Here is a 23,150-nt window from a genome sequence, read left to right on the forward strand (position 1 = left end):
GGATTGGCCTATCTGGTTAACGAGAAAAGGCTGATTGTATGCGCTTGAGAGAACTTTTCAGAGGGGCGACACTTCGCTTTGCATGCAAATGAATAGCTCCCTGCAAGCTGTGCATTTCCTGGCCTGGTTGGCGACCTAACGCCCCAGGCCTGAAGTTCATCTTAGCGGATGCTTGCCAACAAGGATTCGCACAGCCCAGCAAAAGGGCCGCCTGTGTCCGCCGCCGGTCAGAGCATTCGCTTGATCAATGGCTCAAGCCGGCTGTAGCGTAAGCGGCGCAGGAGTTTGCGTACGTTCTTGGGGTGCTCGGCCTTCTCGCCCAGTTCGGCGACCGTACTGATTTGTGGAGCATGCCGGCGGATACTCTCAAGCTCCACCGCACGCGGCACCCGCCATTGTCCCTGGGGATCGTCGATCAGCAGGCCGTTTTCCAGGTCGAGGTTGAACCCGCGTGGGTTAAGGTTGTTGCCGGTCAACAGGGAATAACGCTGGTCGATCCAAACCCCTTTGGCATGAAAGGTATGCCCTGGGTCGTTCCAGATACGTATCTGCAGTTGACCGCTGGCGACGGCGGTGTGACGGCGCCGTGCAAAAGCTCGCAGGTTATCCTCATACAGGTAAGGCAAAGCGCCGCTGGCACTGAATGGCTCACCAGGCGCGATATAGAAGTCATTGGCAGTACGGTGGCCGACAATCAGCTCGATACGCACGCCACGGTCCAAGGCATGGTCGATCTCACGCATCACCACGCGCGGGGGGTTGAAATACGGGGTACTGATGACCGCCTGCTCATGCGCTTGAGCCAGCAAAGCGCAGATTGTGCGGTTGAGCGGGTTGCCGCGACCCACCCCGAGCAATGGGATTACCCGCAACCCCTGCCCTGCCACCGCCGCCGGCGCGTCGTACGCCATGCGCCGAAGGCGTGCGCGCAGGCGCCGTATGTCGCCGCGCAGACTGCGGGTAGGCGGGGGCGCTGGGAGGTCCAACCGAGGGGTCGCGGTATGATGCAAAAGGCGCTGAACCAGGTCGACCATGGAGTCGGCCAGCCCCGGCGAATGGAACAGATGATAACGGTCAAGCCGATAACGATCGAAGCGGTGCAGGTAGACATTGTTGAGGCTGGCACCGGTATAGATCACGCAGTCATCGATCACGCTGCCTTTGAGGTGCAGCACGCCGAACAACTCACGGGTCTGCACCGGTACGCCATGGATCACGATGTCGAGCCCATGCAACTGGCGCTGGGCCTGGTACCAGGCTGCATTGCCAGGTTGGCGCCCGGCCCCCAGCAAGCCTCGGCGGGCGCGGAACCAGTCGACCACGATGATCACCTGCAACTGCGGCCGGTGCGCTTTGGCCTGGTAGAGCGCGTCGAGCACCTCCTGGCCGGCCTCGTCCTCCTGCAAGTACAGTGCGACGATGACGATGCGCCGCGTCGCCGAGGCAATGCGCTCGAGCAGGCAGGTGCGATAGGCCGCGGCATCGGGCAGCACCTGGACCGCCTCGGGTGCAATGGCGAAGCCCGGCAGCGCCGCCAGCATGGATTCGGGGTTCACGTACGATCACCTTCCTTTTTGTAGTCAGGACCATTCCTGGCCGTTGCGCGGGGGTTTAAGATCAGCCCGGCGACGACCCTTAATAACAAGACATCCACTAGGCCTGTTTTTTCCACTGCCCCCTGACCCACTACGCCTCAGCTTGCACAGGAAGATCGCAATGGTCCACCCCCTTGCTACCGGCCAATCCCTACCGCCAACCAGAACCTTCGGCTTTCTGGTGTTGCCAAACTTCACCACCATCGGCCTGGCGTCGGCTGTGGAGACCCTGCGCATGGCCAACTTGGCCGCGCGTCATCCGTTGTACCGTACCGTGCTGATTGCCGCCAGTGCAGAGCCAGTGGTGGCCAGCAACGGCATGCGGGTGCTGCCCGACTACAGCATTGCCCAGGCGCCAACGCTCGATGCGCTGTTCGTGGTCGGTGCCAACCCGATTGATCGCAGCCGCAGTGGCGCACGGCCGCTGATCGACTGGCTACGGCAACTGGCCCATCAACGCTTGCCACTGGGCGGGATCTGCACAGGTAGTTATCTGCTGGCCAAAGCCGATCTGCTCGCTGGCTACCGCTGCACCATCCACTGGGAAGACTTGCTGACCCTACAAGAGCAATTTCCCGGCATCATCATCTCGAGCCAGCTGTTCGAGCTTGACCGCGACCGCTTCACCTGCTCCGGTGGCGTCGCGGCGATGGACATGATGCTGCAACTGGTGGCCCGCCAGGAAGGCGGCCAGGCCATCGCTGCCAAGGCCGCGGAGCTACTGCTGTGCGACCGCGTGCGAGGGGAGCGCGAGCGCCAACGGGTGCCGCTGCGCACCTTGCTAGGCAGCGCCCAACCCAAGTTGAGCCAGGTGGTAGCGATCATGGAAGCGAACCTTGAGGAGCCGCTGGGGCTGGAAGAACTGGCCAGCCTCAATGAAGTGACGGTGCGCCAGCTAGAGCGACTGTTCCACAAGTACCTGCAGCGCACCCCCAGCCAGTATTACCTTCAATTGCGCCTGTCACGGGCAAGGGAGATGCTATTGCACAGCGATGTGCAGGTGCGGGAGGTGGCGCTGGCTTGTGGTTTCAGTTCACCGGCGCATTTTTCCAAGAGCTACAGCCGATTCTTCGGCCTGTCGCCACTGGGCGAGCGGCGCCAGGCCTCTTTGCATTGACGGCTTTGGGGCATCAATCCTTCAATGGCGAATGTGCGGTCTCCTTGCACATCAACATCGCCACCAGGGCTACCAGCGCCGCCGCCAGCAGATAGCCAGCCGGCGCCAGCTTATTGCCACTGGCCTGGATCAACCAAGTCGCGATGAATGGAGCTGTGCCGCCGAACAGCGCATTGGCCAGGTTGAAGCTCAGGGCAAAGCCACTGAAGCGCACTGCGGTCGGGAAAATCTCGGCGAGCAGGCACGGCAAGGTGCCGTCATTCATGGCCAGCATGGCGCCGAAGATGATCTGGATTGCCAGGATCACCAGCAGCGGCTGGCCATCGAGCAGCTTGAACAGCGGCACGGTGAAGCCCAGAAACAGCAGTGAAGCCACCACCAGCATGGTCTTGCGCCCAAACTGGTCGGACAGCCGCCCCATCAGAAAAATCAGGCCGATGTAGGTCGCCAGGGATACCGTCGAGGCGATGAACGCGTCACGCTCACTCATACCCATTTCGCTGGAGAGATAGGTTGGCATGTAACTGAGCAGCAGGTAGAACGCAACGGCATTGAGGCATGTGACGCCCAGGCCGATGGCCAGGCTGCGACGGTGATGGGTCAACAGCACGCCGATCGGCGTGGCAGTCATGCCCGTCTTGCGCTCCAGGCGCTGCTCCATTTCCAGAAACTTCGGCGTGTCCTGCAGGTTCATGCGGATGTAGCGACCGACCAGGCCAAACGGTGCCGCCAGCAGGAACGGCAGGCGCCAGCCCCAGCTGTGCAGGGCCTGGCTACTGAGCAGTTCATGGAGTGCTGCGACGAATGCTGCACCGAATAGCAGCCCCGCCGCCGTACTGGCCGGCACGATACTGGTGTAGAGCCCGCGTCGCCCAGCGGGGGCGTACTCGGCCAGAAATGCCGCTGCGCCGGCATACTCACCCGATGCCGAAAAACCCTGCACCAACCGGATCACTAGCAGCAGGCACGGCGCCCACAGGCCGATTTGTGCATAGCCGGGCAGCAAGCCGATGCAGAACGTGGAAAGTGACATGATCAGAATCGACCATGACAGGGCGTTGCGCCGTCCATGGCGATCGCCCAAGTGGCCCCAGACTACTCCGCCCAGTGGGCGTACCAGAAATGACAGGGCAAACACCGCAAAGGTCGCCAACAGGCCACTGGTCTTGTCGGCCTGGGGGAAGAAGGTGGCGGCAATGATGGTCGCAAGGTATCCGTATGCTGCGTAGTCGAACCATTCGACGAAATTACCCATGAAGCTGGCTCGCGCGGCCTTGCGCAATGCCTGGCGTTCGGCGCCGGCTGCAGCGCCGTCGAGGGTGGGGATATTGAGCGTGGTGCTGGACATGACGGGTTACCCTCTGATTGTTCTAATTGGAGGCAGGGTGTTGGGGTCATACGGTCATTATTGTTGTGGTGCCAGCAGGCCTCTTCGCCGCAGTGATGGCGAAGGGGCCAGGCCGCGGTTTACTTGCGGATGATGTTGTGCTCCGGCCCGTATGGGAACTGGGTGATGTTCTCAGCCCCCTGTTCATTGACGATCAGGATGTCATGCTCGCGGTAGCCACCCGCCCCTGGCCGCCCCTCGGGCAACATGATCATGGGTTCGATCGACACCACCATGCCCGGCTCCAGTACCGTGTCGATATCTTCGCGCAGTTCCAGCCCGGCCTCGCGGCCGTAGTAGTGGCTGAGCGTGCCGAACGAATGACCGTAGCCGAAGGTGCGGTACTGCAGCAGGTCGTGACGCAGGAATATTTCGTTCAGTTGCTGAGCGATGTCGCAGCAGCGCATGCCTGGGCGCACCAGCTTCAGACCGGCCTCATGGACCTCGACGTTGGCCTGCCAGAGTCGCAGATGATCGTCGGGGCAATGGTCGAGAAACAGGGTGCGCTCCAGCGCTGTGTAGTAGCCGGCAATCATCGGGAAGCAATTGAGGCTGAGAATGTCACCTTTATTGACTTTGCGGCTGGTCACCGGGTTATGCGCACCGTCGGTGTTGAGCCCTGATTGGAACCATGTCCAGGTATCCATCAGCTCAGCGTCGGGAAAGCTGCGAGCGATTTCGCGGACCATCGCCTGGGTAGCATGCAGAGCCACTTCATGTTCTGGCACCTGATCGCGCAGCGCTTCGACCACCGCCGCTCCTCCGATGTCGGCGACCCGTGCGCCGTGACGGATCAGTGCCTGCTCCTCGGCCGATTTGATCATGCGCATGCGCATGCACGGCACGCCGATGTCCAGCAGTTCGGCCTTGGGGTAGCAGGCCGCAAGTTTGGCGTGGTTTTGCAGGTTGAGGTGGTCGTATTCAACGCCGATGCGCGAGGCCAGTGGCAGAGCTTGCTGGATGGCTACGAAGTAGTTATCGCGCTGCCAGTCTGTATACACGATGTTGTCGGTGCCCACCGTGCGCCGCCAAGGCTGGCCACCGTCGATATTGGCGCTGATCGAGACGACCTTGTCCTGGGTGACCACGAGTGCATAGGGGCGACCGAAGGAGCAGTAGAGGAAATCGCTGTAGTAATTGACGTTGTGGTACGAGGTGAAGATGGCCGCTTCGATGTCCTGCTCTGCCATGTAGGCCCGCAGCCGGGCATGACGGGCGGCGTACTCCTGTACAGAGAAGGTCGGCTTGACCTTGTCGCCATTACGGATTTTCAGGGTATGGGGCATTTGCATGGTCGGTGTTCCTTGTCGTTGTGAGCACGCTGTTCAGGCCGGCCGCCTGGAAAGCATTGCAACAGAACCGACAAGGGCACTTTTGTATCTATCCGACCTGCAATTGGCGCGTTACCCCTATGAAGCGGTGCGCGGCATCAGGTCATAGGGGTGCTTCCAACCTGGTAACGCACGAAGCCGCTGCTTCCAGGCTTCGATATGGCTAAATTCGCTAAGCACGATGCCGGTATCTTCGGGCATGAACACATACCCAGCCAGCGACAGGTCGGCGATGGTAAGCCGCCTGCCGACCATGAACGGCGTGTTGGCCAGGTGCGCATCGACAACCCGATAAGCCGCCTTGGCACGCTCGCGCAAAAAACCGGTCACTTCGGTCTCGCCGGTCTGCTTCAGGCACAGCAGAAAACGCAGCATGGCGTAGTAGCTGGTGAACTTGTGGTTGTCGAACAGCATCCAGCGCCAGATTTCACGCCGCTCATCTTCGTCACCTGGGGCGTACTGCCCCGTGCGCTCGGCGAGGTAATCGAGAATCAGCGCCGACTGGGTAAGGCGCTGCCCAGCATGCTCAAGCACCGGCACCTCGCCCTGTTCGTTCAACGTTTCGCGCCATTGGCTATCACGTGTCTGGCCGTGAAAGAAGTCGACGAACACCGGCTGCCAGTCTTGGCCGGTGAGTTCGAGCATCAGCGCAACCTTGTAGGCATTACCGGACTCGGCGAAGCAATGCAGCGTGTATTCAGACATGGCAGGCACCTTCGATGTTTGCATGAACGGTCGCCCCAGTGGCATCGGCCAGTTTAGCGCTTGCGCTGCATCCAGGCTGCGCCCAGGCCGCTGAGGCAGATGATGGCGATACCCAGCAGGCTCGCGCTATCGGGCATCTGGCGGTAGATCAGCAGCCCCAGCAAGCCTGCGAAAACGATCTGACAGTAGCTGAACGGCGCCAGCAGCGCCGGGGCGGCGTGGCGGAACGCCTGAGTCAGTAACAGGTGGGCGCTCATGCCAAAGCCTCCCAAGGCAAGCATCAGCAGCGCGTGGTCCCAGCGCGGCACTTCCCAGAAAAACGGCACCAGCGCACTCATCACCAAGGTGTTGCACAACCCGGCGTAAAAGTTACTGGTGGTGGGGCTGTCGTGGGCCGCCAGAATGCGCGTGAGCAATTGGTAGAAGCAAAACCCGAGGGCCGAGCCGAACGGGTACAAAATGGCTGGGGTGAACATCGCGCCACCGGGGTGGACAACCACCAATACGCCAATGAAGCCCAGCACCACGGCCACCCACTGGCCAACGGTGACCCGCTCCTTGAGCAGCGGAGCCGACAGCGCTGTAACCAGCACAGGCGCAAGGAAGTTGACCGAGGTGGCCTCGGCCAATGGCAGGTACTGCAGGCCTGTGGTGAACAGCAGGCTGGTGCTCAGCAGGCTCAGCGCACGCAATGTTTGCAGCACTGGCCGGCGGGTACGCAGCACATTGAGGCCTGATTTGGGCAGGAAGATCCCGGCCATCAGCAGCGTATGCACCACATAACGTGCCCACACCACCATGACGATCGGGTACAGCCCGCCGAGGAACTTGGACAGGGCATCGTGGCTGGCGAACAGGAACGTCGCCACCACCACCAGGGCGATGCCACGCAGGGGTTGGTTGACTCCGGACAGCGGTGTGCTGGAACTCATGGCGTACTCGACGGCGGCGCGGCTCAATGCTGCGCCAAGGGAAGCTGCGACAGCACGGATTCTAGAAGAGATACGACAACGTGAGGAAGTTCATTTCAACGCTTTGCAGGGTGGGTGCAGCAATACGTTCGCTGATCGACCACTTTCTGCCTCGCCGGCATGGCCCCTGACGGCCAGAGCGCGCACCATCGATCGCGGACCTTCGACCGCTAACAAGGAGTTTTCATGCAACGGCTTACAACCACCAACGGCCTTGACATGCCCTGCATCGGCCTGGGCACCTGGCCGATGACCGGTGATGCCTGCAGCCGCGCTGTGCAGCAGGCACTGGAGCTGGGCTACCGCCATATCGATACGGCCACTGCCTACGACAACGAGGCGGCCGTTGGCCAGGCGCTGCGCGCAAGCAGCGTGCCGCGCGAGCAGATACACCTGACCACCAAGGTCTGGTGGGATCGCCTGGCACCCAAGGCCATGCGCCAGTCGCTGGAAGACAGCCTGCGCGCGCTGGGCACTGAGCAGGTCGACCTGTTCCATATCCACTGGCCTGGCAAGGACTGGGACCTGGCCCGGAGTATCGAAACCCTGGTGGCCCTGCGTGAAGAAGGTAAGGCACGCAGCATTGGCGTGGCCAACTTTCCGCTCGGCCTGCTACGCCGGGTAATCGAGGAGCTCGGCGCGCCGCTTTCGGCGATCCAGGTCGAATACCATGTACTGCTCAGCCAGAAGCCAATGCTCGATTATGCACGCCAGCATGACCTGGCGCTGACGGCTTACTCGCCGCTGGCTCGCGGCCACGCGGCGCAGCAGTCGGCCATTCAAGAGATCGCCAGCAAGCATGGCGTGCTGCCCAGCCAGGTCGCACTGAAGTGGCTGTTGGACCAGGACGGGGTCGCGGTGATCCCCAAAGCCAGCACTCGGGAAAACCAGCTGGCCAACCTGGCGGCGCTGCAGGTGCAGCTTGATGATGCCGACCGGGCACTGATTGCAGGGTTGGCCAAAGATCAGCGCTTGGTCAGCCCGGACTTCGCGCCCGACTGGAATAGCTGAAGGCTGCAACGCCGCCAGGGGACCAGCGCTGGCACTATAGGCTGACCTGTTTCAGGCGCTCGCTAGCCGGCACCGGGCGCCCGTACAGGTAACCCTGCAGGTGCGAGCAGCCTTCAGCTCGCAGCCGCTGCATCTGCTCCTGCGACTCTACGCCTTCGGCTGTGGTCTTAATCATCAGGCTATTGGACAGTTCGGTGATGGCGCGCACGATCGACATTGCCTCGCGGCTGTCGCACATATCGTGGACGAACGACTTATCGATCTTGATGCGGTCGAACGGGAACGAGCGCAGGTAACCCAGCGAGGAATAGCCTGTGCCGAAATCATCCAGTGAAATGGAAACACCCAAGTCCTTCAAGGCACGCAGAGTGCGCACGTTTTCCTCGCTGTTGCCCAGTAGCACCGACTCGGTGATTTCCAGCTCCAGGCGCTGCGGCGCCAGCCCCGAGTCCGCCAGGGCCAACGCCACGGTATGAACCAGATTGGCATTCTTGAACTGCACCGGCGAGAGGTTGACCGAAACCGTCTGTTCAGTGCCCCAACTGGCGGCTTCCTGGCAAGCCAGGTTCAGTGCCCGCGTACCCAGTTCATGAATCAATCCGGTTTCTTCGGCGATGGGAATGAAATCCAAGGGCATGACCATCCCACGGCTTGGATGCTGCCAGCGCAACAGAGCCTCATAGCCGGTCACAGCATTGGTCTGCTGATCCACCACGGGTTGGTAGTGCAATTGCAACTGCCCCAGGTGCAGAGCGGTACGCAGGTCGGTTTCCACCAGCCGGCGCTGGCGTGCGGCGACGTCCAGTTCCAAATGGAAGCACTCGTAGCGATTGCGGCCGTTGCGCTTGGCCTCGTACAAGGCCATGTCGGCGTAGCCCAGCAGTTGTTCGCCGTTTTCATTGTCTTCGGGAGCCAGGGCGATGCCGATGCTCAGGCCCACGGAAAACTGATGCCCTTCGATATGAAAGGGCGGCCTCATCGCCTCGATCAGGCGCTTGGCGGTCGCGCAGGCAGCGTCGCGGCTGTCAAGTTGGGCCAGCACCACGGCAAACTCGTCACCGCCAAGCCGGGCCAGCGTATCGTCCTCGCGTAGCTCGCTGCGCAGCCGCTTGCCCAGGGCTCGCAGCAGTTTGTCGCCGTAACCATGGCCGAGGGAGTCATTGATGTTCTTGAAGTTGTCCAGGTCCAGGCACAGTGTGGCGGTCAGTTGTTGGTTATCCCGCCCCCGGGCCAGCGCCTGCTTGAGGCGCTCGTGAAACAGTGTTCGGTTGGGCAAGCCGGTGAGGGCATCGTGGTGGGCCATGTGATGGATCTGGGCGTGGGCGGCCAGTTGCTCAGTGGCGTCTTCGGCCACGAACAGCACGTAATCGGCCTGGCCCTCGCATTTCTGGCTGAGCAAAGCACGGCTGCGAAGCGTGCGCGAGCCACCGGCGGTATCGACTAGGGTTTGGGCGGCGAAGCCTTTGCCGCTGCGCGCCCCCCGGCTGAGCTGAGTTTCCAGATAGGCCGCTACGGCAGGTGCCAGGCATTCCCTGGGCGTATGGCCGATCATGGGCTTGCCAGGTTGTCCGAACAGCTGCTCGGCCTGCTGATTGGCGAGCAGGATGCGCTGGCTTTGCAGGTCCTGAACGATGACGCTGGCGGGAATGTTGGCGATGACCGAGTCCAGGAACTGCGACAGATTGGCCATTTCCTGGCTGTACTGCTCGGCAAGCTCCTTGGCCTGCAGCAATTCCAGCTCCTGCTGGCGGCGTTCGGAAATGTCACGCGTGACTTTGGCGAAGCCTACCAGTTGGCCTTGATCGTCCCGCACTGCCTCAATCACCACATGGGCGTGAAAGACTGTGCCGTCCTTGCGCAGGCGGGTACCGATCTCTTCAAACCGGCCGATGTTGCGAGCCTGTTCGAGATTCTGCTCGGGCAAGCCTGCGCAGCGGTCGGCTTCGCTGTAGAACAGCGAATAATGCTTGCCGACGATTTCTTCGGCACGATAGCCCTTGGCTCGCTGAGCGCCAGGGTTCCAGTTGGCCACTACCCCGTCCGGGGTGAGCATGTAGATGGCATAGTCCACCACGCTCTGAATCAACAGCCGGTACATGATGTCGGGGTTGGCGGCTAACGACATGTAATTTACCTGAGCGTGCATCATGCTCGAATGAAACACGGGCCAGCTCGGCCAGAAGTTGTGAAAGAGTGATGGCATTATGCCTTGGCCGGAAATTTTGTGAAGCGTTTCACAAAAACTGGCTGATTCACCTTTAATCAGTGCAAAACGGACGTTATCTGGTAAGTCACCAACTGGGGGTCATCGCCTGGGAATATCCGCTGCGCAGGCCGGTGCAAGTCGCTCACCACAGCGTTGCAAAACGCAACCGCGCCAGTGTCCAAAGCGTGGCAGCGCAACAGCCAGTCACCAGGTTGCGTGAGCAGTTCGATGGCTACGGCCCGGCCTATGCCCTGACGTCGATAGCGCTTGAGGATGAACAAATCCGCAAGCTCCATGGCATCGATGCCGGGCAGTTCGCTGCGCTCCACCAGCACGAAGCCTGCGATGAACCCATCGACCAGGATTAGGCTGGCACTCCAGCCAGGGGATTGCCAGTAGCGTACGAGATGGTCTTCATGGATGTAAAAGCGGCCATCGACCTCCACGTCTTCCTGCTCCCAATCGGAAGACTCATAGGCATAGAACTGATAGAGATTGCGAATCAGATCAGCCTGATCGGCCGTGGTGCGTTGCAGTTCGATGGGCAGCATGAAGAAAGCAGCTCGGTCAAATTGAGCATTGTAAGGCTTTTCCGGCCGCTACTCGCACTGTAGGAGCTTTCTACATAGGGCCAATTGCACTCAACACCTTGTATGTAGGAATACGCCATGTGCTTCGCTAAATTGCCATTCCCGGCACGCAGCCGTGCACTGCAGCACAGTGCCGCTACCCCGAAGGAGAAGCCATGAGCAAGCCCCACGCGTTCCAACTCTCTTATACGGTCAGCCCAATCGATAGTCGTTACGAGAGCGACGCCGCCAGCACCCGCACCTACTTGCGCGAGCAGATGGGCTGGAAAACCACGGACAAAATCGAAACGACGCTCCTGGGTGAGCTGGACCTGGGCCCAGGCACCCTTGAAGAGAAACGCAAGGAAGCGGGACGGTTGGTACGCGCCTACATTCGAGACGCGTTCAAAACATTGGAGGTACACAAGACAGTCGGCTTCGCCGGCAGCTTGCTGGTGAGCGGCCTGGCCCCAGCCATAAACATCAGCATCAGCCCCGAATAAGCGCCTGGGCCTCAGGCGCCAGCGTCTGAGGCCGCCGGGTCATTTCTCTTCCAGCACCGACCTGCCCTTGACGGCACGCGGCCCACGCCAGGCCCAGAACAACAGTCCTGGGAACGGTGCGTAAACAACGAATACGACCCACAGCATCTTGCGCTCAGCGCGCCGGTCGCTGCCGATGATATGCCAGATGGCCATGATCTCCAGCAGGATGACCAACACCGCGACAATGATCCAGACCGTTCCGATTTCCATGAGCACTCTCCTGTTGGCATGTACAAATTGGGCCGCTGACAGACCTGAGGGTTCATTTCAATTCTAGTGGGCCATAGTGCAGTCCACCTCAGTGCGCAGGCGAATCGGCCATGGCCGCCTTGAGTGCCTGAGCCTCAGCGAAGGCCTGCTGACGCACCAACACCCCGTCTTTCAACTGCAACCACAACACATGCCCGGCGGGCACATCGTAACGGCTGGCCACTCGCCCATCGCGGTCGAGCATGACCCGATAGCTGTAATCGCGCATCGCCGGGACAGCGAACAGCTTGCTAATCAGCGCTGGCATCCGTTGGATGTCTGCCACGAACACGGCGTCGCGCGATTCCAGGTAGCCCTTGGGTGTTTCGGCCAGGGCCGCTTTGACCAGTTTCGCGCCATCCATGTCCTGGGCCACCAGCAACACATGCGTGCTGGCATTGAGGCTGTACGGCTGGTCATATTGGTCGAGCAAGGTCCAAGGCGCCAATCGGGTGCCGGGCTCCAGGGCGTTGGCCAGCAGCGGCATTAGCGCTAACAACAAGGCAGCGGGGTACTTCATCGAGATTCTCCAAAGCGATAGCGTCAGCATAGCTGACTTGCCTCAATACGACCTTCAATACACCAAGCCCACCCAGGCGATTGTCTTTCGCGAAGGCTGCAGCCACACTTTGCCGGCAAGCCAGGAAGCGGAGCCTAGAGTGCCTACCCCACGTCAGTTCAGCAAGAAGACCAGCACCAGTAACATGCTGCGGCTCAAAGCCAGCGGCGGTTCTGCGCAAGCGCCCTACCGCGTCGACTTCATCCTGCTTGAGCACTTCTCGATGGCCAGTTTCACCGTGGCACTGGACGTGCTGGTCACCGCCAACTTGCTGCGTGCTGACAGCTTCCAGTTCACTCCGCTGTCCCTGACGGGTGATCGGGTATTGAGCGACCTGGGCCTGGAATTGGTGGCCAATGAGTTGACCTTGAACGAACTCAAGGAACTTGACTTGCTGATCGTCTGCGGTGGCCTGCGCACCCCCCTCAAGTACCCCGAGCTCGACCGCCTGCTCAGCGATGCCGCCGCCCACGGTATGGCCTTGGGCGGCTTGTGGAATGGCTCTTGGTTCCTCGGCCGCGCTGGCGTGCTCGACGACTACGGCTGCAGCGTTCACCCAGAACAGCGCGCCAGCCTAGCCGAACGCAGCCCGCAAACCCGCATTACCCCGGCCAGCTTCACCTTGGACCGCGACCGTCTCAGTGCTGCCAGCCCCAATGGTGCCATGGAGCTGATGCTCGGCCTGGTGCGTCGCCTTTACGGCGACGGGCTGGCCGAAGGCGTGGAAGAAATTCTCTCGTTCTCTGGTGCCCGCTATCGCCAGGTAGGGCCCGGGGCGAAAAAATCCATGAGCCTGCACCTGCGCACCATCGTCGAGCTGATGGAAAACAACCTCGAAGAGACCCTGAGCCTCGATCAGCTGGCTGCCTACAGCGGCCGCTCGCGCCGGCAAATCGACCGCCTGTTCCAAGCACAGCTTGGCACCTCGCCGCGGCGCTACTACATGGAGCTGCGCATTACCAAAAGCCGCCGCCTGCTGCAGTATTCCGACCTGTCGGTGATGGAGGTAGCGGTGGCCTGCGGTTTCGTCTCGGTATCGCATTTCAGCAAGTGCTACGCCGCCTACTTCGGCTACCCACCTTCACGGGAGCAGCGGTTGGGCGAATAAGGCGCTTCAAGCCCGGATATAACTCAGAACAGCGTCGCAGATCATTTGCCTGTGACGCTGTTTGACTTGCTCGTCGGCCAGGTCGATCTGAAAGATGTCACCGAAGGTATGCCGGTTGGACACCCGATAGAAACAGAAAGCGCTCATCAGCATGTGCAGGTCGATGACCTCGATGCCGGGGCGAAACACCCCCTCCTCCACACCACGCGCCAGGGTGCTACCCAGGGCTTGCAACACCAGGCTGCTCATCTCCCGGATGGCCGGGGACTTCTTGACGTACTCACCGTAGTGAATGTTTTCGGTGCTGACGATGCGCACGAAATCGACATTGCGGTCATGGTGATCGAAGGTGAACTCGGCCAGCCGGCGGATTGCCTGCTCGGCCGGCAGCGATTCCAGCTCCAGATTCTGCTCGGTCTTGCGGATGTCGCCGTAGAGCTTTACCAGGCATTCGACATACAGCTGCTCTTTGCTACCGAAGTAGTAGTAGATCATGCGCTTGGAGGTGGCCGTACGCTCAGCGATAGCGTCTACGCGTGCACCGGCCAGGCCTTGCTGGACGAATTCGTTGATGGCGGCCTGGAGGATGTCCTCACGGGTTTTCTCGGGGTTGTTCTTGCGCGGTTGGCGCGTAGCCGAGGGTTCAGGCGGGCTGAGGGGGGCTACGGGGTCGGTCATGGAGGCTCACGGGAATGATTATTGGAATTGACCAGGGATTATCCGTGAGTGAGCGGATGCAGGGAAGCGGCTATTGCCAAGGTGATTGTCTGAACTAATGCGCAGCAACGCCGACCTAACGCTCTGCCAGACCATGCATTGTTCATAACAGAGGAATCACTTGACCATGAAGCGTGAACAGATCGAAGGGATTGCTGAGAAAGTGGCAGGCAAGGCGCAGAGCGCGGCAGGCCAGTGGCTGGAAGATCCTGAGCTCGAAGCACAGGGAGATGCGCGCCAAGTGTCAGGCGAGGTGACCAAACGCTATGGCGATGCCCTGGATAACGTATCCGCGTTCGTCCGGGAGAAGCCACTGACGGCACTGGCCGTGGCTGCGGGCCTGACGCTATTTGTCAGCCGCTTGTTGCGACGCTGATTTGCGCAGACGGCAATGCCGTCGCGCTCCCCTAGCATTGGGTTCAAGGCACCGGTTCACCGGTGCCTTGTCGCATCAGCCGTCAGAGCACCGGCTTGCGCGCAGCCCCGCTGCGACGTTTGGCCATTGCAGCTAGGCGTACCGCCACGTTGGCAGCGCCATATCCGGCATAGCCGCCTTTGCGCTGAATGATTTCGAAGAAGAAGCGCTCCTCGAATGGCTCTGTATAGACGTGGAAAAGCTCGCCGCCTTGGGCATCACGATCGTACAGCACGTTGTAATACGCCAACTCACTGAGGAATTCATCGTTAAAATCGAAGCGCGCCGCAAGGTCGTCGTAGTAGTTCAACGGGATTTCCAACAGCGGTACACCAGACTCCTTAGCCCGCGCCACCTCGCTGAAGATGTCCGCGCAGTCGAAAGCGATGTGGTGCACCCCCGAGCCACGATAGCTGGACAGCGCGTGGGCAATGGCGGTGTTGCGGTTTTCCGATATGTTCAACGGCAACCGCAGGCTACCGCAGGGGCTGCGCAGAGCGCGGCTTTTGACCAGGCCGTATGGGTCTGGCAGGACAACTTCGTCATCGGCAGCAAAATCGAACAAGCTCTTGTAGAACAGTACCCAACTGTCCAGCGCCTCGGCCGGCAGTGCCAGGGCCATGTGGTCGATACGCTGCAGGCCACCGGTGACAGTGGCAGCCGCGTCCAGGCGGAAGTCCGTGTCGTACAACGAAGGCCCCTCCTTGCCCTGCTCCACCAGGTAGATCAGGCTGCCGTCAGGCGCACGCACGGCCGGCACTTCACATTCGTTGGGGCCGACCAGACCACGGAATGGCTGGCCGCGAAAATCGGTGGCACGCTGCAGCGCGGCGTGTTCATCCTTCACCCGCAGGGCGGTAGCGCACAGCGAGGGGCCGTGGGCTTCGAAAAAGTTATGACCAAAGGAGTACGGCTCGGCATTGAGCACGATGTTGATGTCGTTCTGACGCAACAGGCGCACGTCCTTGCTGCGGTGCTTGCCGGCTTCGGCGAAGCCCAGCCGGGTAAGCCAACTGCCCAAACGCGCACCGACGGCTTCGTCGACAGCGAATTCGAGGAACTCCACACCGCCATAGGCACTGGCAGCCGGTGGGGTGAACAGCACGCCCGGCTCGATCGTAGTGCCCTCCTGCTCTAAGCGCAGGCGGGTTTGCTCTTCGAGGTAGAGCAGCGAGCGCAGGCCGTCAGCGGCATTCTGCCGAGGGGGGGCAGCGCGGAACCCATCGTTGAAGATTTCCAGCGACAACGGGCCGCGATAGCCCGTTGCCAGAATCGGTGCCAGGAAGCCGGCCAAGTCCAATTCGCCCTGGCCTGGGAAATTACGGAAGTGGCGGCTCCACTCCAGCACGTCCATGTTCAGAATGGGCGCGTCGGCCATTTGCACGAAGAAGATCTTGTCGCCCGGGATGTCACGGATCGCAGCCGGGTCGCCTTTAAGCGATAAGGTGTGAAAGCTGTCAAGAATCACCCCCAGCGCTGAATGGTCGGCCTGGCGCACCAGGTTCCAGACCTGCTGATAGGTGTTGACATGGCGGCCCCAGGCCAAGCCTTCGTAACCGATGCGCAGGCCGCGTTTGCCAGCGTGTTCGGCGAGCAGGCGCAGGTCATCCACCAGAATCTGCTCATCCCCCAGGGCGTCCGCCTGGACGTTGCTGCAAACCAGTACCAAGTCGGTGCCCAGTTCCTGCATCAAGTCGAACTTGCGTTCGGCCCGGTCGATGTTCTTCTGCAGTCGGTCGCGGCGGCAACCTTCGAAATCACGAAACGGCTGAAACAAGGTGATGGCAATGCCTAAGTCGGCGCACATCTGCCGCACTTCGCGGGGGCTGCCAGCGTAGTACAACAAATCGTTCTCGAAGATCTCTACGCCGTCGAAACCGGCGGCAGCGATGGCTTCGAGCTTTTCCGGCAGAGTACCGCTCAAGGACACGGTGGCAATCGAACGCTGCATGGGGAGTTCCTTGTTGTTGAACAGACGACAGGCCGAAGCCCAATAGGGTTTCTGGCACAGTTGATTATTCGCAGGTAAAGTCAGTCCGGCAATCTGTTTGTACGAAACGGTTAGTTTTGCGTTCGATTATCGCACAATACCGATTTTAGCGAATTGATTCGCTGCCAAGCCTAGGCAAACATGAACCCAGACGCAGCTACACCCACTGCCCCTGCTGCCCAGAGGGCCATTGGGCAAACCTGCGCAGACCAGCCCAACGTCACAACATAATAAGTTCAATAAACCGGGTACCGACCTATGCACACCTCCATCGCCTTGCGATCCGCACCTGCTCGTTCGTTCTCACGTTGCAGACACTTGCTGCGAGCAATCGCGCTATAACCCACGCCCTACTCCCGACAAGCGAACGCACCCAGTTGGCCGCGTCCAGCGACGCCAGCCGTGCGGCGACCTACAAGAACAACGGAGACAACGATGGCTCACTCCAGCTCTCAAGCCAAGAAAGCGACCGCCAGCGGTTGGATTGGCTCGGCACTCGAATACTACGACTTCTTCATTTATGCCCAGGCTGCGGCGCTGATCTTCCCGCAGATTTTCTTCCCCAACACAGACCCGAAGATGGCCATCATCGCGTCGCTTGCCACCTATGGCGTGGGTTACCTGGCGCGCCCGGTCGGCGCCTTCGTGCTCGGCCATTGGGGTGACACCCGCGGGCGCAAGAACGTTCTGCTGCTGTGCATGTTCCTGATGGGTATTTCGACCATGGCTGTCGGCCTGCTGCCGACCTACCACGACATCGGCATGCTCGCCCCAGCTCTGCTGGTGTTGCTGCGCCTGGTCCAGGGCTTTGCCGTGGCCGGGGAGATCTCCGGTGCCAGTTCGATGATCATGGAGCATGCGCCGTTCGGCCGGCGTGGCTACTACGCAAGCTTCACCCTGCAGGGTGTGCAGGCTGGCCAGGTGATGGCGGCAGCGGTATTCCTGCCACTGGCCTACTTCATGCCTAGCGAAGCATTCAACGACTGGGGCTGGCGCATCCCGTTCCTGATGAGCGCCATTGTTCTGATCGCAGGCTTCATCATTCGTAAGGAGGTGCACGAAACCCCAGCGTTCGTGAAGGAAGAGAAGCAGGCCAAGGTTGCCAAATCGCCAATCAGCGAGGCCTTCCGCCACAGCTGGAAACACATGGTGCTGGTGATGTTCATGGCCCTGATGAACGTGATCCCCGTGGTCGCCACCATCTTCGGGGCTGCTTACGCCGTGCAACCGGCCTACGGCATCGGTTTCGACAAAAGCGTATACCTGTGGATCCCGGTGGTGGGCAACATCGTCGCGGTGCTGGTGATTCCATTCGTAGGCAACCTGTCGGACAAGATTGGCCGTCGCCCGACCATGATCGCCGGTTGCCTGGGCTCTGGCCTGTTGGCTTTCGTGTACCTCTACGCAATCAGCATCCAAAACATGCCGCTGGCATTCGCCACCTCGATCCTGATGTGGGGCATGGTCTACCAAGGCTACAACGCGGTGTTCCCAAGCTTTTACCCAGAGCTGTTCCAGACCCGTTACCGCGTCTCGGCCATGGCCATCGCGCAGAACATCGGCACCATGCTCACTGCCATGCTGCCCGCCCTGTTCGCCCTGGTGGCGCCACCGGGTTCTGAGAATATCCCGCTGGTCGTGGGTGGCCTGGCCTTCTTCATCACCTGCGTGTGTGCACTGGCGGCCTACATTGCGCCGGAAACCCATCGCCTGGCGATGGAAGACCTGGGTAATCCAGACGCCAAGCCAATGGACAAGGACACCTTCGAAGCCAGCCGCAAGGGCAGCTTCCATGCAGTAAGCCACTGATGGACCGCCGGGGCCGCCATGCGGCCCCGGCACTTTCAGTTTGCAACCACCGCCTGTAGGTTGCGCCAAAGCTGCTCGACATGCTCGCGCTCGGTCGGCAGGGCCCCCACCGACACCCGCACCATCCACCGCCCTTCGAGCGTTGCCGGCGTCACATACGCCAGCCCGGACGCATTCAAGCGCTCTGCCCACGCCCTGGTATGGGCATCCAGTGCTTGACCTTCCATCCCTACCGGCCGATGACGAATGCACAGGGTCTGCAAGTGCACAGGTGCCAGCACTTCCCACTGCGCCGCCGCCCCCACCTGCTCTGCCAGCCAACGTGCATTGTCAAGGTCGCGCCGTAACCGCTGCTGCAATGCCTGGACCCCTTCGCTGCGCAACATGAACCACAGCTTGAGCGCCCGGAACCGCCGCCCCAGTGGGATACCCCAGTCGCGCAAGTTTTTCACCTCACCATCCACCGCCGATTGCAGGTAGCTGGGGTTGGTGCTCATTACTCGTATCAAATGCTGAGGATCACGCACATAGTAGATCGAGCAATCGAACGCTACCCCAAGCCACTTGTGCGCATTGACCACCACGGAATCAGCCAGCTCGATGCCGTCCCACATCCAGCGGCACTCCGGCAGAATCATCGCCGAACCTGCCATGGCCGAGTCCACATGCAGCCACAACCCGCTGGCCTGGGCGATTTCGCCGATCGCGCGCAGTGGGTCAAGGGCGGTAGTGGTGGTGGTACCGGTGGTAGCAACCACCGCACAGGGCTGGTTGCCAGCGGCCAAATCCTGTTCGATCGCTGCCTGCAGGGCCTGTGGGCGCATGGCGAACTGATCGTCGGTGGCGATCAGGCGGATGTTGGCACGACCAAAGCCTGCCAGCAGTGCAGCCTTGTCCACCGAGCTGTGGGCATGAGCGCTGACGTAGACGATCAGCGGCTTGGCCTCGGCCTGCAGACCGCCGCGTACCAGTGCGTAGTCAGTGGCACGCTCGCGTGCGCTGATCAGCGCTACCAGGGTGCTGGTGGAGGCAGTGTCCTGAATCACCCCACTCCATTGCGCCGTCAGGCCAAGCAGCTGGCGCAGCCAGTCGAGGGTGGTTTCCTCCAGCTCGCTCAGCGCCGGGCTCGATTGCCACGACAGGCCCAGCACGCCGAGGCCAGTACTGAGAAAGTCACCCAGTACTGACGACAACGTACCGTTGGAGGGGAAGTAACCGTAGAAATCCGGGTGCTGCCAGTGCGACAGCCCCGGCATGAGCAACTGGTTGACGTCATCGAGAATCGCTTCGAAGGGCTCGCCCTGCTGGGGTGCGCCTGCAGGTAACTGGGCCTTGAGATAGCCTGGCTGTACCTGGGCCATGACCGGGCGCTGGGCAACGGTCTGGCGATAGTCGGCGATCAGGTCGATCAGTTGATGGCCGTACAGGCGAAATTGTTCTGGGGTCACGCGTGCACTCCTGGGGGGTTATCCGATACCTCGCAGTCTAGGCCCCTGCGCTTGGGCGAATAACCCCGCTTCGTGCATAGCTGCTATGGCAAACCCGCAGCACCGCCCTGCACGCCGAACTGCGACTGCCGCCACAGCTCGAACACTCGGTTGCGCAACCAACGGTGCTCGGCCGAAGCTTGTAGGCGCTGATGCCACACCACCCAATAGCGCTGGGTATGCTCAACGAATGCCAACGGTCGCCATGCCAGGCCATGCAAACGGCACAACTGCCGAGCGATGTGCTCAGGGACGGTGGCAAGCGCCTGGCTGTTGCCGAGCACCTGCACCGTAGCCGAGAAAAACGGCACTTGCAGGCTGATGCGCCGCTGCAAACCCTGGGAACGCAGGTGGCGATCGATGAAGCTGTCCTTGTCGCCGCCGCCAGAGACCCGCACATGCTTGCAGGCCAAGTAATCGTCCTGCCCCAGCTGCTCGAGAGCCGCCAGGGGATGATCTTTGCGCATCAGGCATACCGCTCGGTCTTCGCCAAGCAGGCGACCGTGCAGGTTCGGTGGCGACTCGTCGAACAGGGTGGTAGCAAGGTCGATTTCACCGCTGGCAAGCAAGGCGTACTGCCCGGCCTGCCAGGTGCGAAAGTCGATGGACACACCTGGGGCCTCCTGCTCCAGTGCAGCCACCAGCAGCGGTAGCATGTGTTCGGCCACGTAGTCCGACGCGGCCAGGCAAAAGCGGCGCTCGCAGCGCGCTGGATCAAAGACGGCAGGTTGGCGCAGCGCATGAAGCGCTTCAAGCACTTGGCGCAGGGGCTCGATCAGGGTTTGGGCATGTTCGCTGAGCACATAACCACGGCCCTGGCGGACCAGCAGTGGGTCGTCAAAGGCCTCGCGCAGATGAGCCAACTGCCGGCTCAGGGCCGATTGGCTGACCCCCACGCGTTCGGCGGCATGGCTGAGATTCTTGAGCTGCAGGAGGCAGTCGAGGGTGCGCAGGTGTGCAAGGCTAAGGGTGGCGAAAGTCGGGTTCATGCAAGCTCCCGTCTGAAAAGCACAGGCCCATTAGCGGGTGAACCCGCACCGGCAGGGCCGCACAAAACCAAAGCTTGTGTCATTCCTGCGGGGGCGGGTTCACCGGCGAATGGGCCGCTGAGCGGCCCTAGCGATCAAGCCGTCAGACCGACATAGACGTTCTGCACGTCTTCGTTCTCGTCGATTGCTTCGAGGAAGGCTTCAACCTCGGCCAGCGCCTCGGCACTCAGGCTGGCAGCGCTCACCGGGTTTTTCGGGGTATAGCCGATCTTCGCCGAAGTCACGGTAAAACCATGGTCTGGCAGCGCTTTCTGCACCGCATCCAGGTCGGTGGTGTCGGTGATGAACAGGGTCGAACCCTCCTCTTCACCTTCCTCGAAGTCCTGGGCCCCGGCTTCGATCGCGGCCATTTCCGGGTCGGCGTCGCCTTCGGGGGTAGCTTCGATCAAGCCAACGTGGTTGAAGTCCCACGCTACCGAACCACTGGCCCCCAGTTGGCCCTTGCGGAACAGCACGCGAATCTGGGCAACGGTGCGGTTGACGTTGTCGGTCAGGCACTCGACGATCAGCGGCACTTGGTGCGGGGCGAAACCTTCATAGCTGACGGCGTGGTATTGCACGGACTCACCGTCAAGGCCTGCGCCCTTCTTGATCGCGCGCTCAAGGGTCTCGCGAGTCATCGAGGCTTTCTTGGCCTGGAAGATGGCCAGGCGCAGGCGCGGGTTCATGTCCGGGTCGGCGCCGGACTTGGCGGCGATCTGAATTTCCTTGGCCAGCTTGCCCATGATCTTGCCTTTGGCGTTGGCAGCTGTTTCTCTATGCTTGGCTTTCCACTGTGCGCCCATGTCGACTCTCTTGTTTCCGCGGCCGGTTCAGGAAGCGACCGGCCAAAAGTGGGAGCAGTTTATACGCCCTCAGGCAGTGGATCGACAAGTAATCTCATCGCCAGCACGCGCCCGCCTTAGGCGAACGTGTCACCGCCCTGGCGTGCTGCAGCGCTCACGCCCGATGGTGGCCACCTTCCTGCAAAGGGTTCAGGAGGGGCTGTAGGGCTGTACCGATTGGTCAACGGGGACGACCGGGCGGTTGCGCCAGGCCAGGGTCAACACCAAGCCCAACGCGGCCATCGAAGCGCCGGCGAAAGCGACCGCCGAATACCCCAACCCGGCGTTGATCACCGCGCCACCCAGCGCAGCACCGATCGCGTTCCCCAGGTTGAAGGCTCCGATGTTGACCGCCGATGCAAGGTTGGGTGCGTCCTTTGCCGCATCCATCACCCGCATTTGCAGGGGCGGCACCAAGGCAAAACTGGCAATGCCCCAGAGCAGAATCGCCAGTGCCGTGGGCAGCGACCACCCAAACGTCGCTGGAAGCACCAGCAGCACCGCGATCAGCACCAGCAGCGAAACGATCAAGGTCCGATCGACCGAGCGATCCGCCGCCTTGCCGCCCCACACATTACCGAGGGTCAGGCCGATGCCGAACAGCACCAGCATGGCTGTGATGAAGGACGTCGAAGCCTGTGCCTGGCTGTGCAGTATCGGCGCAATGTATGTGAACACAGTGAACATCGCGCTGGAGCCCACCACCGTGAGCGTCAAGGCCGCCAGCACCGGCCCGCGGCCCAATACTCGAATTTCGGCCATTACGCCGGCACTTTTGGGCAGCGGCACATCGGGCAGCGCAAACCACAGCGACGCCATCGCTACCAGGCCAAGGCCGGCAATGCCCCAGAACGCCGTGCGCCAACCGAGCAGTTCGCCAAACCAGGTGGCCAAAGGCACGCCGCCGATGGTCGCCAGGGTAAGGCCCATGAACATGGCCGCCACTGCGCCTGCGCGCTTGTCCGGGGGTACCACGCTGGCCGCTACCACCGAACCCACGCCGAAGAACGCACCGTGGTTCAGCGAGGTGACCACCCGCGCCAAGAGCAGGCTCTGATAGTCGGTAGCCATCGCCGACATCACGTTGCCCAGGGTGAAAATGGCCATCAGCCCGATCAATAAATAACGCCGCGGGATTTTGCCGGTAGCCAGGGTCATCAAGGGGGCACCGATCAGCACGCCCAAGGCGTAGGCACTGACCAACAGGCCTGCCGCCGGGATGGATACGCCAAGATCGGCGGCGATACCGGGCAGCATACCCATGGGGGCGAACTCGGTGACACCGATGCCGAAGGCGCCGATGGCCAGTGCCACAAGAGGGGGATTGATTCGCATGAGAGGCTCCTTATCTATGACGCGAATGCTACGATCACTCCCTTTTGCGCACTAGACAGCTTTATTGGCAATCACCTTTGCGCTGGAGGCACAAATGGAATACTACGGTCGATCCGGGGAAATGGAGGTGTTCTGCAAGGTGGTCGAAAGCGGCAGCCTGTCGGGCGCCGC

The 23,150-nt window shown here is 61.2% G+C and carries 21 protein-coding genes; 6 read left to right on the forward strand and 15 right to left on the reverse strand.

The annotated features are described in order from the left end of the window. Window positions 1–227 precede the first annotated feature (227 nt). Window positions 228–1,556, reverse strand: a complete 1,329-nt coding sequence (pssA, locus tag J5M56_RS21625) for a CDP-diacylglycerol--serine O-phosphatidyltransferase (protein WP_225915483.1) — start codon at window positions 1,554–1,556, stop codon at window positions 228–230. A 160-nt stretch (window positions 1,557–1,716) separates the two neighbouring features. Here pssA and J5M56_RS21630 point away from each other — a divergent pair, with 160 nt between their 5' ends. Continuing rightward, window positions 1,717–2,712, forward strand: coding sequence for a GlxA family transcriptional regulator (locus tag J5M56_RS21630; protein WP_207937757.1), 996 nt, complete (start codon window positions 1,717–1,719; stop codon window positions 2,710–2,712). A 13-nt stretch (window positions 2,713–2,725) separates the two neighbouring features. Here the strand turns inward: J5M56_RS21630 and J5M56_RS21635 are convergent, their stop codons facing one another. From J5M56_RS21635 to J5M56_RS21650, 4 genes are all read right to left on the reverse strand, one after another. Next, window positions 2,726–4,060 (reverse strand): MFS transporter, encoded by a 1,335-nt coding sequence (locus J5M56_RS21635; protein WP_207937758.1) that lies wholly within the window; start codon window positions 4,058–4,060, stop codon window positions 2,726–2,728. A gap of 119 nt (window positions 4,061–4,179) precedes the next feature. Continuing rightward, a complete protein-coding gene (locus J5M56_RS21640; RefSeq protein WP_207937759.1) occupies window positions 4,180–5,391 on the reverse strand; it encodes a M24 family metallopeptidase in 1,212 nt (403 codons plus the stop codon). A 117-nt stretch (window positions 5,392–5,508) separates the two neighbouring features. Beyond that, complete coding sequence (locus tag J5M56_RS21645; RefSeq protein ID WP_207937760.1) at window positions 5,509–6,135, reverse strand: glutathione S-transferase; 627 nt, start codon at window positions 6,133–6,135, stop codon at window positions 5,509–5,511. 53 nt (window positions 6,136–6,188) lie between these two features. Continuing rightward, a complete protein-coding gene (locus J5M56_RS21650) occupies window positions 6,189–7,067 on the reverse strand; it encodes a DMT family transporter (protein WP_060478437.1) in 879 nt (292 codons plus the stop codon). A gap of 225 nt (window positions 7,068–7,292) precedes the next feature. On the opposite strand from J5M56_RS21650, the gene J5M56_RS21655 reads away from it, so the two are divergent. Further along, the gene (locus tag J5M56_RS21655; protein ID WP_186477953.1) at window positions 7,293–8,117 is read left to right on the forward strand and encodes an aldo/keto reductase; all 825 of its coding nucleotides are present in this window, start codon (window positions 7,293–7,295) and stop codon (window positions 8,115–8,117) included. Window positions 8,118–8,151: 34 nt separating this feature from the next. Here the strand turns inward: J5M56_RS21655 and J5M56_RS21660 are convergent, their stop codons facing one another. Further along, window positions 8,152–10,242, reverse strand: coding sequence for an EAL domain-containing protein (locus J5M56_RS21660; protein WP_186477954.1), 2,091 nt, complete (start codon window positions 10,240–10,242; stop codon window positions 8,152–8,154). 137 nt (window positions 10,243–10,379) lie between these two features. Then, window positions 10,380–10,874 (reverse strand): GNAT family N-acetyltransferase, encoded by a 495-nt coding sequence (locus J5M56_RS21665; protein ID WP_207937761.1) that lies wholly within the window; start codon window positions 10,872–10,874, stop codon window positions 10,380–10,382. Window positions 10,875–11,068: 194 nt separating this feature from the next. Between J5M56_RS21665 and J5M56_RS21670 the strand changes: the two genes are divergently transcribed. Continuing rightward, window positions 11,069–11,395 (forward strand): hypothetical protein, encoded by a 327-nt coding sequence (locus J5M56_RS21670; RefSeq protein WP_207937762.1) that lies wholly within the window; start codon window positions 11,069–11,071, stop codon window positions 11,393–11,395. Between the two features lie 39 nt (window positions 11,396–11,434). On the opposite strand, the gene J5M56_RS21675 is transcribed toward J5M56_RS21670, so the two are convergent. Then, window positions 11,435–11,647, reverse strand: a complete 213-nt coding sequence (locus tag J5M56_RS21675; RefSeq protein WP_060478442.1) for a PLDc N-terminal domain-containing protein — start codon at window positions 11,645–11,647, stop codon at window positions 11,435–11,437. 88 nt (window positions 11,648–11,735) lie between these two features. Continuing rightward, complete coding sequence (locus tag J5M56_RS21680; RefSeq protein ID WP_207937763.1) at window positions 11,736–12,206, reverse strand: FAD/FMN-containing dehydrogenase; 471 nt, start codon at window positions 12,204–12,206, stop codon at window positions 11,736–11,738. Window positions 12,207–12,345: 139 nt separating this feature from the next. Between J5M56_RS21680 and J5M56_RS21685 the strand changes: the two genes are divergently transcribed. Beyond that, window positions 12,346–13,353 (forward strand): GlxA family transcriptional regulator, encoded by a 1,008-nt coding sequence (locus J5M56_RS21685; protein WP_207937764.1) that lies wholly within the window; start codon window positions 12,346–12,348, stop codon window positions 13,351–13,353. A gap of 6 nt (window positions 13,354–13,359) precedes the next feature. On the opposite strand, the gene J5M56_RS21690 is transcribed toward J5M56_RS21685, so the two are convergent. After that, window positions 13,360–14,031 carry a TetR/AcrR family transcriptional regulator gene (locus J5M56_RS21690; protein ID WP_060478445.1) on the reverse strand — a complete coding sequence of 224 codons (672 nt, stop codon included), beginning with the start codon at window positions 14,029–14,031 and terminating at the stop codon, window positions 13,360–13,362. Between the two features lie 166 nt (window positions 14,032–14,197). Between J5M56_RS21690 and J5M56_RS21695 the strand changes: the two genes are divergently transcribed. Then, window positions 14,198–14,446 carry a CsbD family protein gene (locus J5M56_RS21695; RefSeq protein ID WP_060478446.1) on the forward strand — a complete coding sequence of 83 codons (249 nt, stop codon included), beginning with the start codon at window positions 14,198–14,200 and terminating at the stop codon, window positions 14,444–14,446. Window positions 14,447–14,528: 82 nt separating this feature from the next. On the opposite strand, the gene quiC is transcribed toward J5M56_RS21695, so the two are convergent. After that, entirely contained in the window at window positions 14,529–16,436 is a 1,908-nt protein-coding gene (gene quiC / locus J5M56_RS21700) for a 3-dehydroshikimate dehydratase QuiC (protein WP_186477958.1), read from the reverse strand. Window positions 16,437–16,910: 474 nt separating this feature from the next. Between quiC and J5M56_RS21705 the strand changes: the two genes are divergently transcribed. After that, window positions 16,911–18,284: an MFS transporter gene (locus J5M56_RS21705; RefSeq protein WP_207937765.1), complete on the forward strand. Its 1,374-nt coding sequence runs from the start codon at window positions 16,911–16,913 to the stop codon at window positions 18,282–18,284. A 35-nt stretch (window positions 18,285–18,319) separates the two neighbouring features. On the opposite strand, the gene J5M56_RS21710 is transcribed toward J5M56_RS21705, so the two are convergent. From J5M56_RS21710 to J5M56_RS21725, 4 genes are all read right to left on the reverse strand, one after another. Further along, window positions 18,320–19,732, reverse strand: a complete 1,413-nt coding sequence (locus tag J5M56_RS21710) for a DOPA decarboxylase (RefSeq protein ID WP_207937766.1) — start codon at window positions 19,730–19,732, stop codon at window positions 18,320–18,322. Between the two features lie 83 nt (window positions 19,733–19,815). After that, window positions 19,816–20,760, reverse strand: a complete 945-nt coding sequence (locus tag J5M56_RS21715; RefSeq protein WP_186477961.1) for a LysR family transcriptional regulator — start codon at window positions 20,758–20,760, stop codon at window positions 19,816–19,818. Window positions 20,761–20,894: 134 nt separating this feature from the next. Then, on the reverse strand, window positions 20,895–21,605 hold the full coding sequence (locus tag J5M56_RS21720) for a YebC/PmpR family DNA-binding transcriptional regulator (RefSeq protein WP_060478451.1): 711 nt from the start codon (window positions 21,603–21,605) through the stop codon (window positions 20,895–20,897). Window positions 21,606–21,794: 189 nt separating this feature from the next. Then, window positions 21,795–22,979, reverse strand: coding sequence for an MFS transporter (locus J5M56_RS21725; RefSeq protein ID WP_186477962.1), 1,185 nt, complete (start codon window positions 22,977–22,979; stop codon window positions 21,795–21,797). Window positions 22,980–23,150 lie beyond the last annotated feature (171 nt).

The organism is Pseudomonas sp. 51_B (assembly GCF_017491595.1).
In the GTDB taxonomy this organism is placed as follows: domain Bacteria; phylum Pseudomonadota; class Gammaproteobacteria; order Pseudomonadales; family Pseudomonadaceae; genus Aquipseudomonas; species Aquipseudomonas promysalinigenes.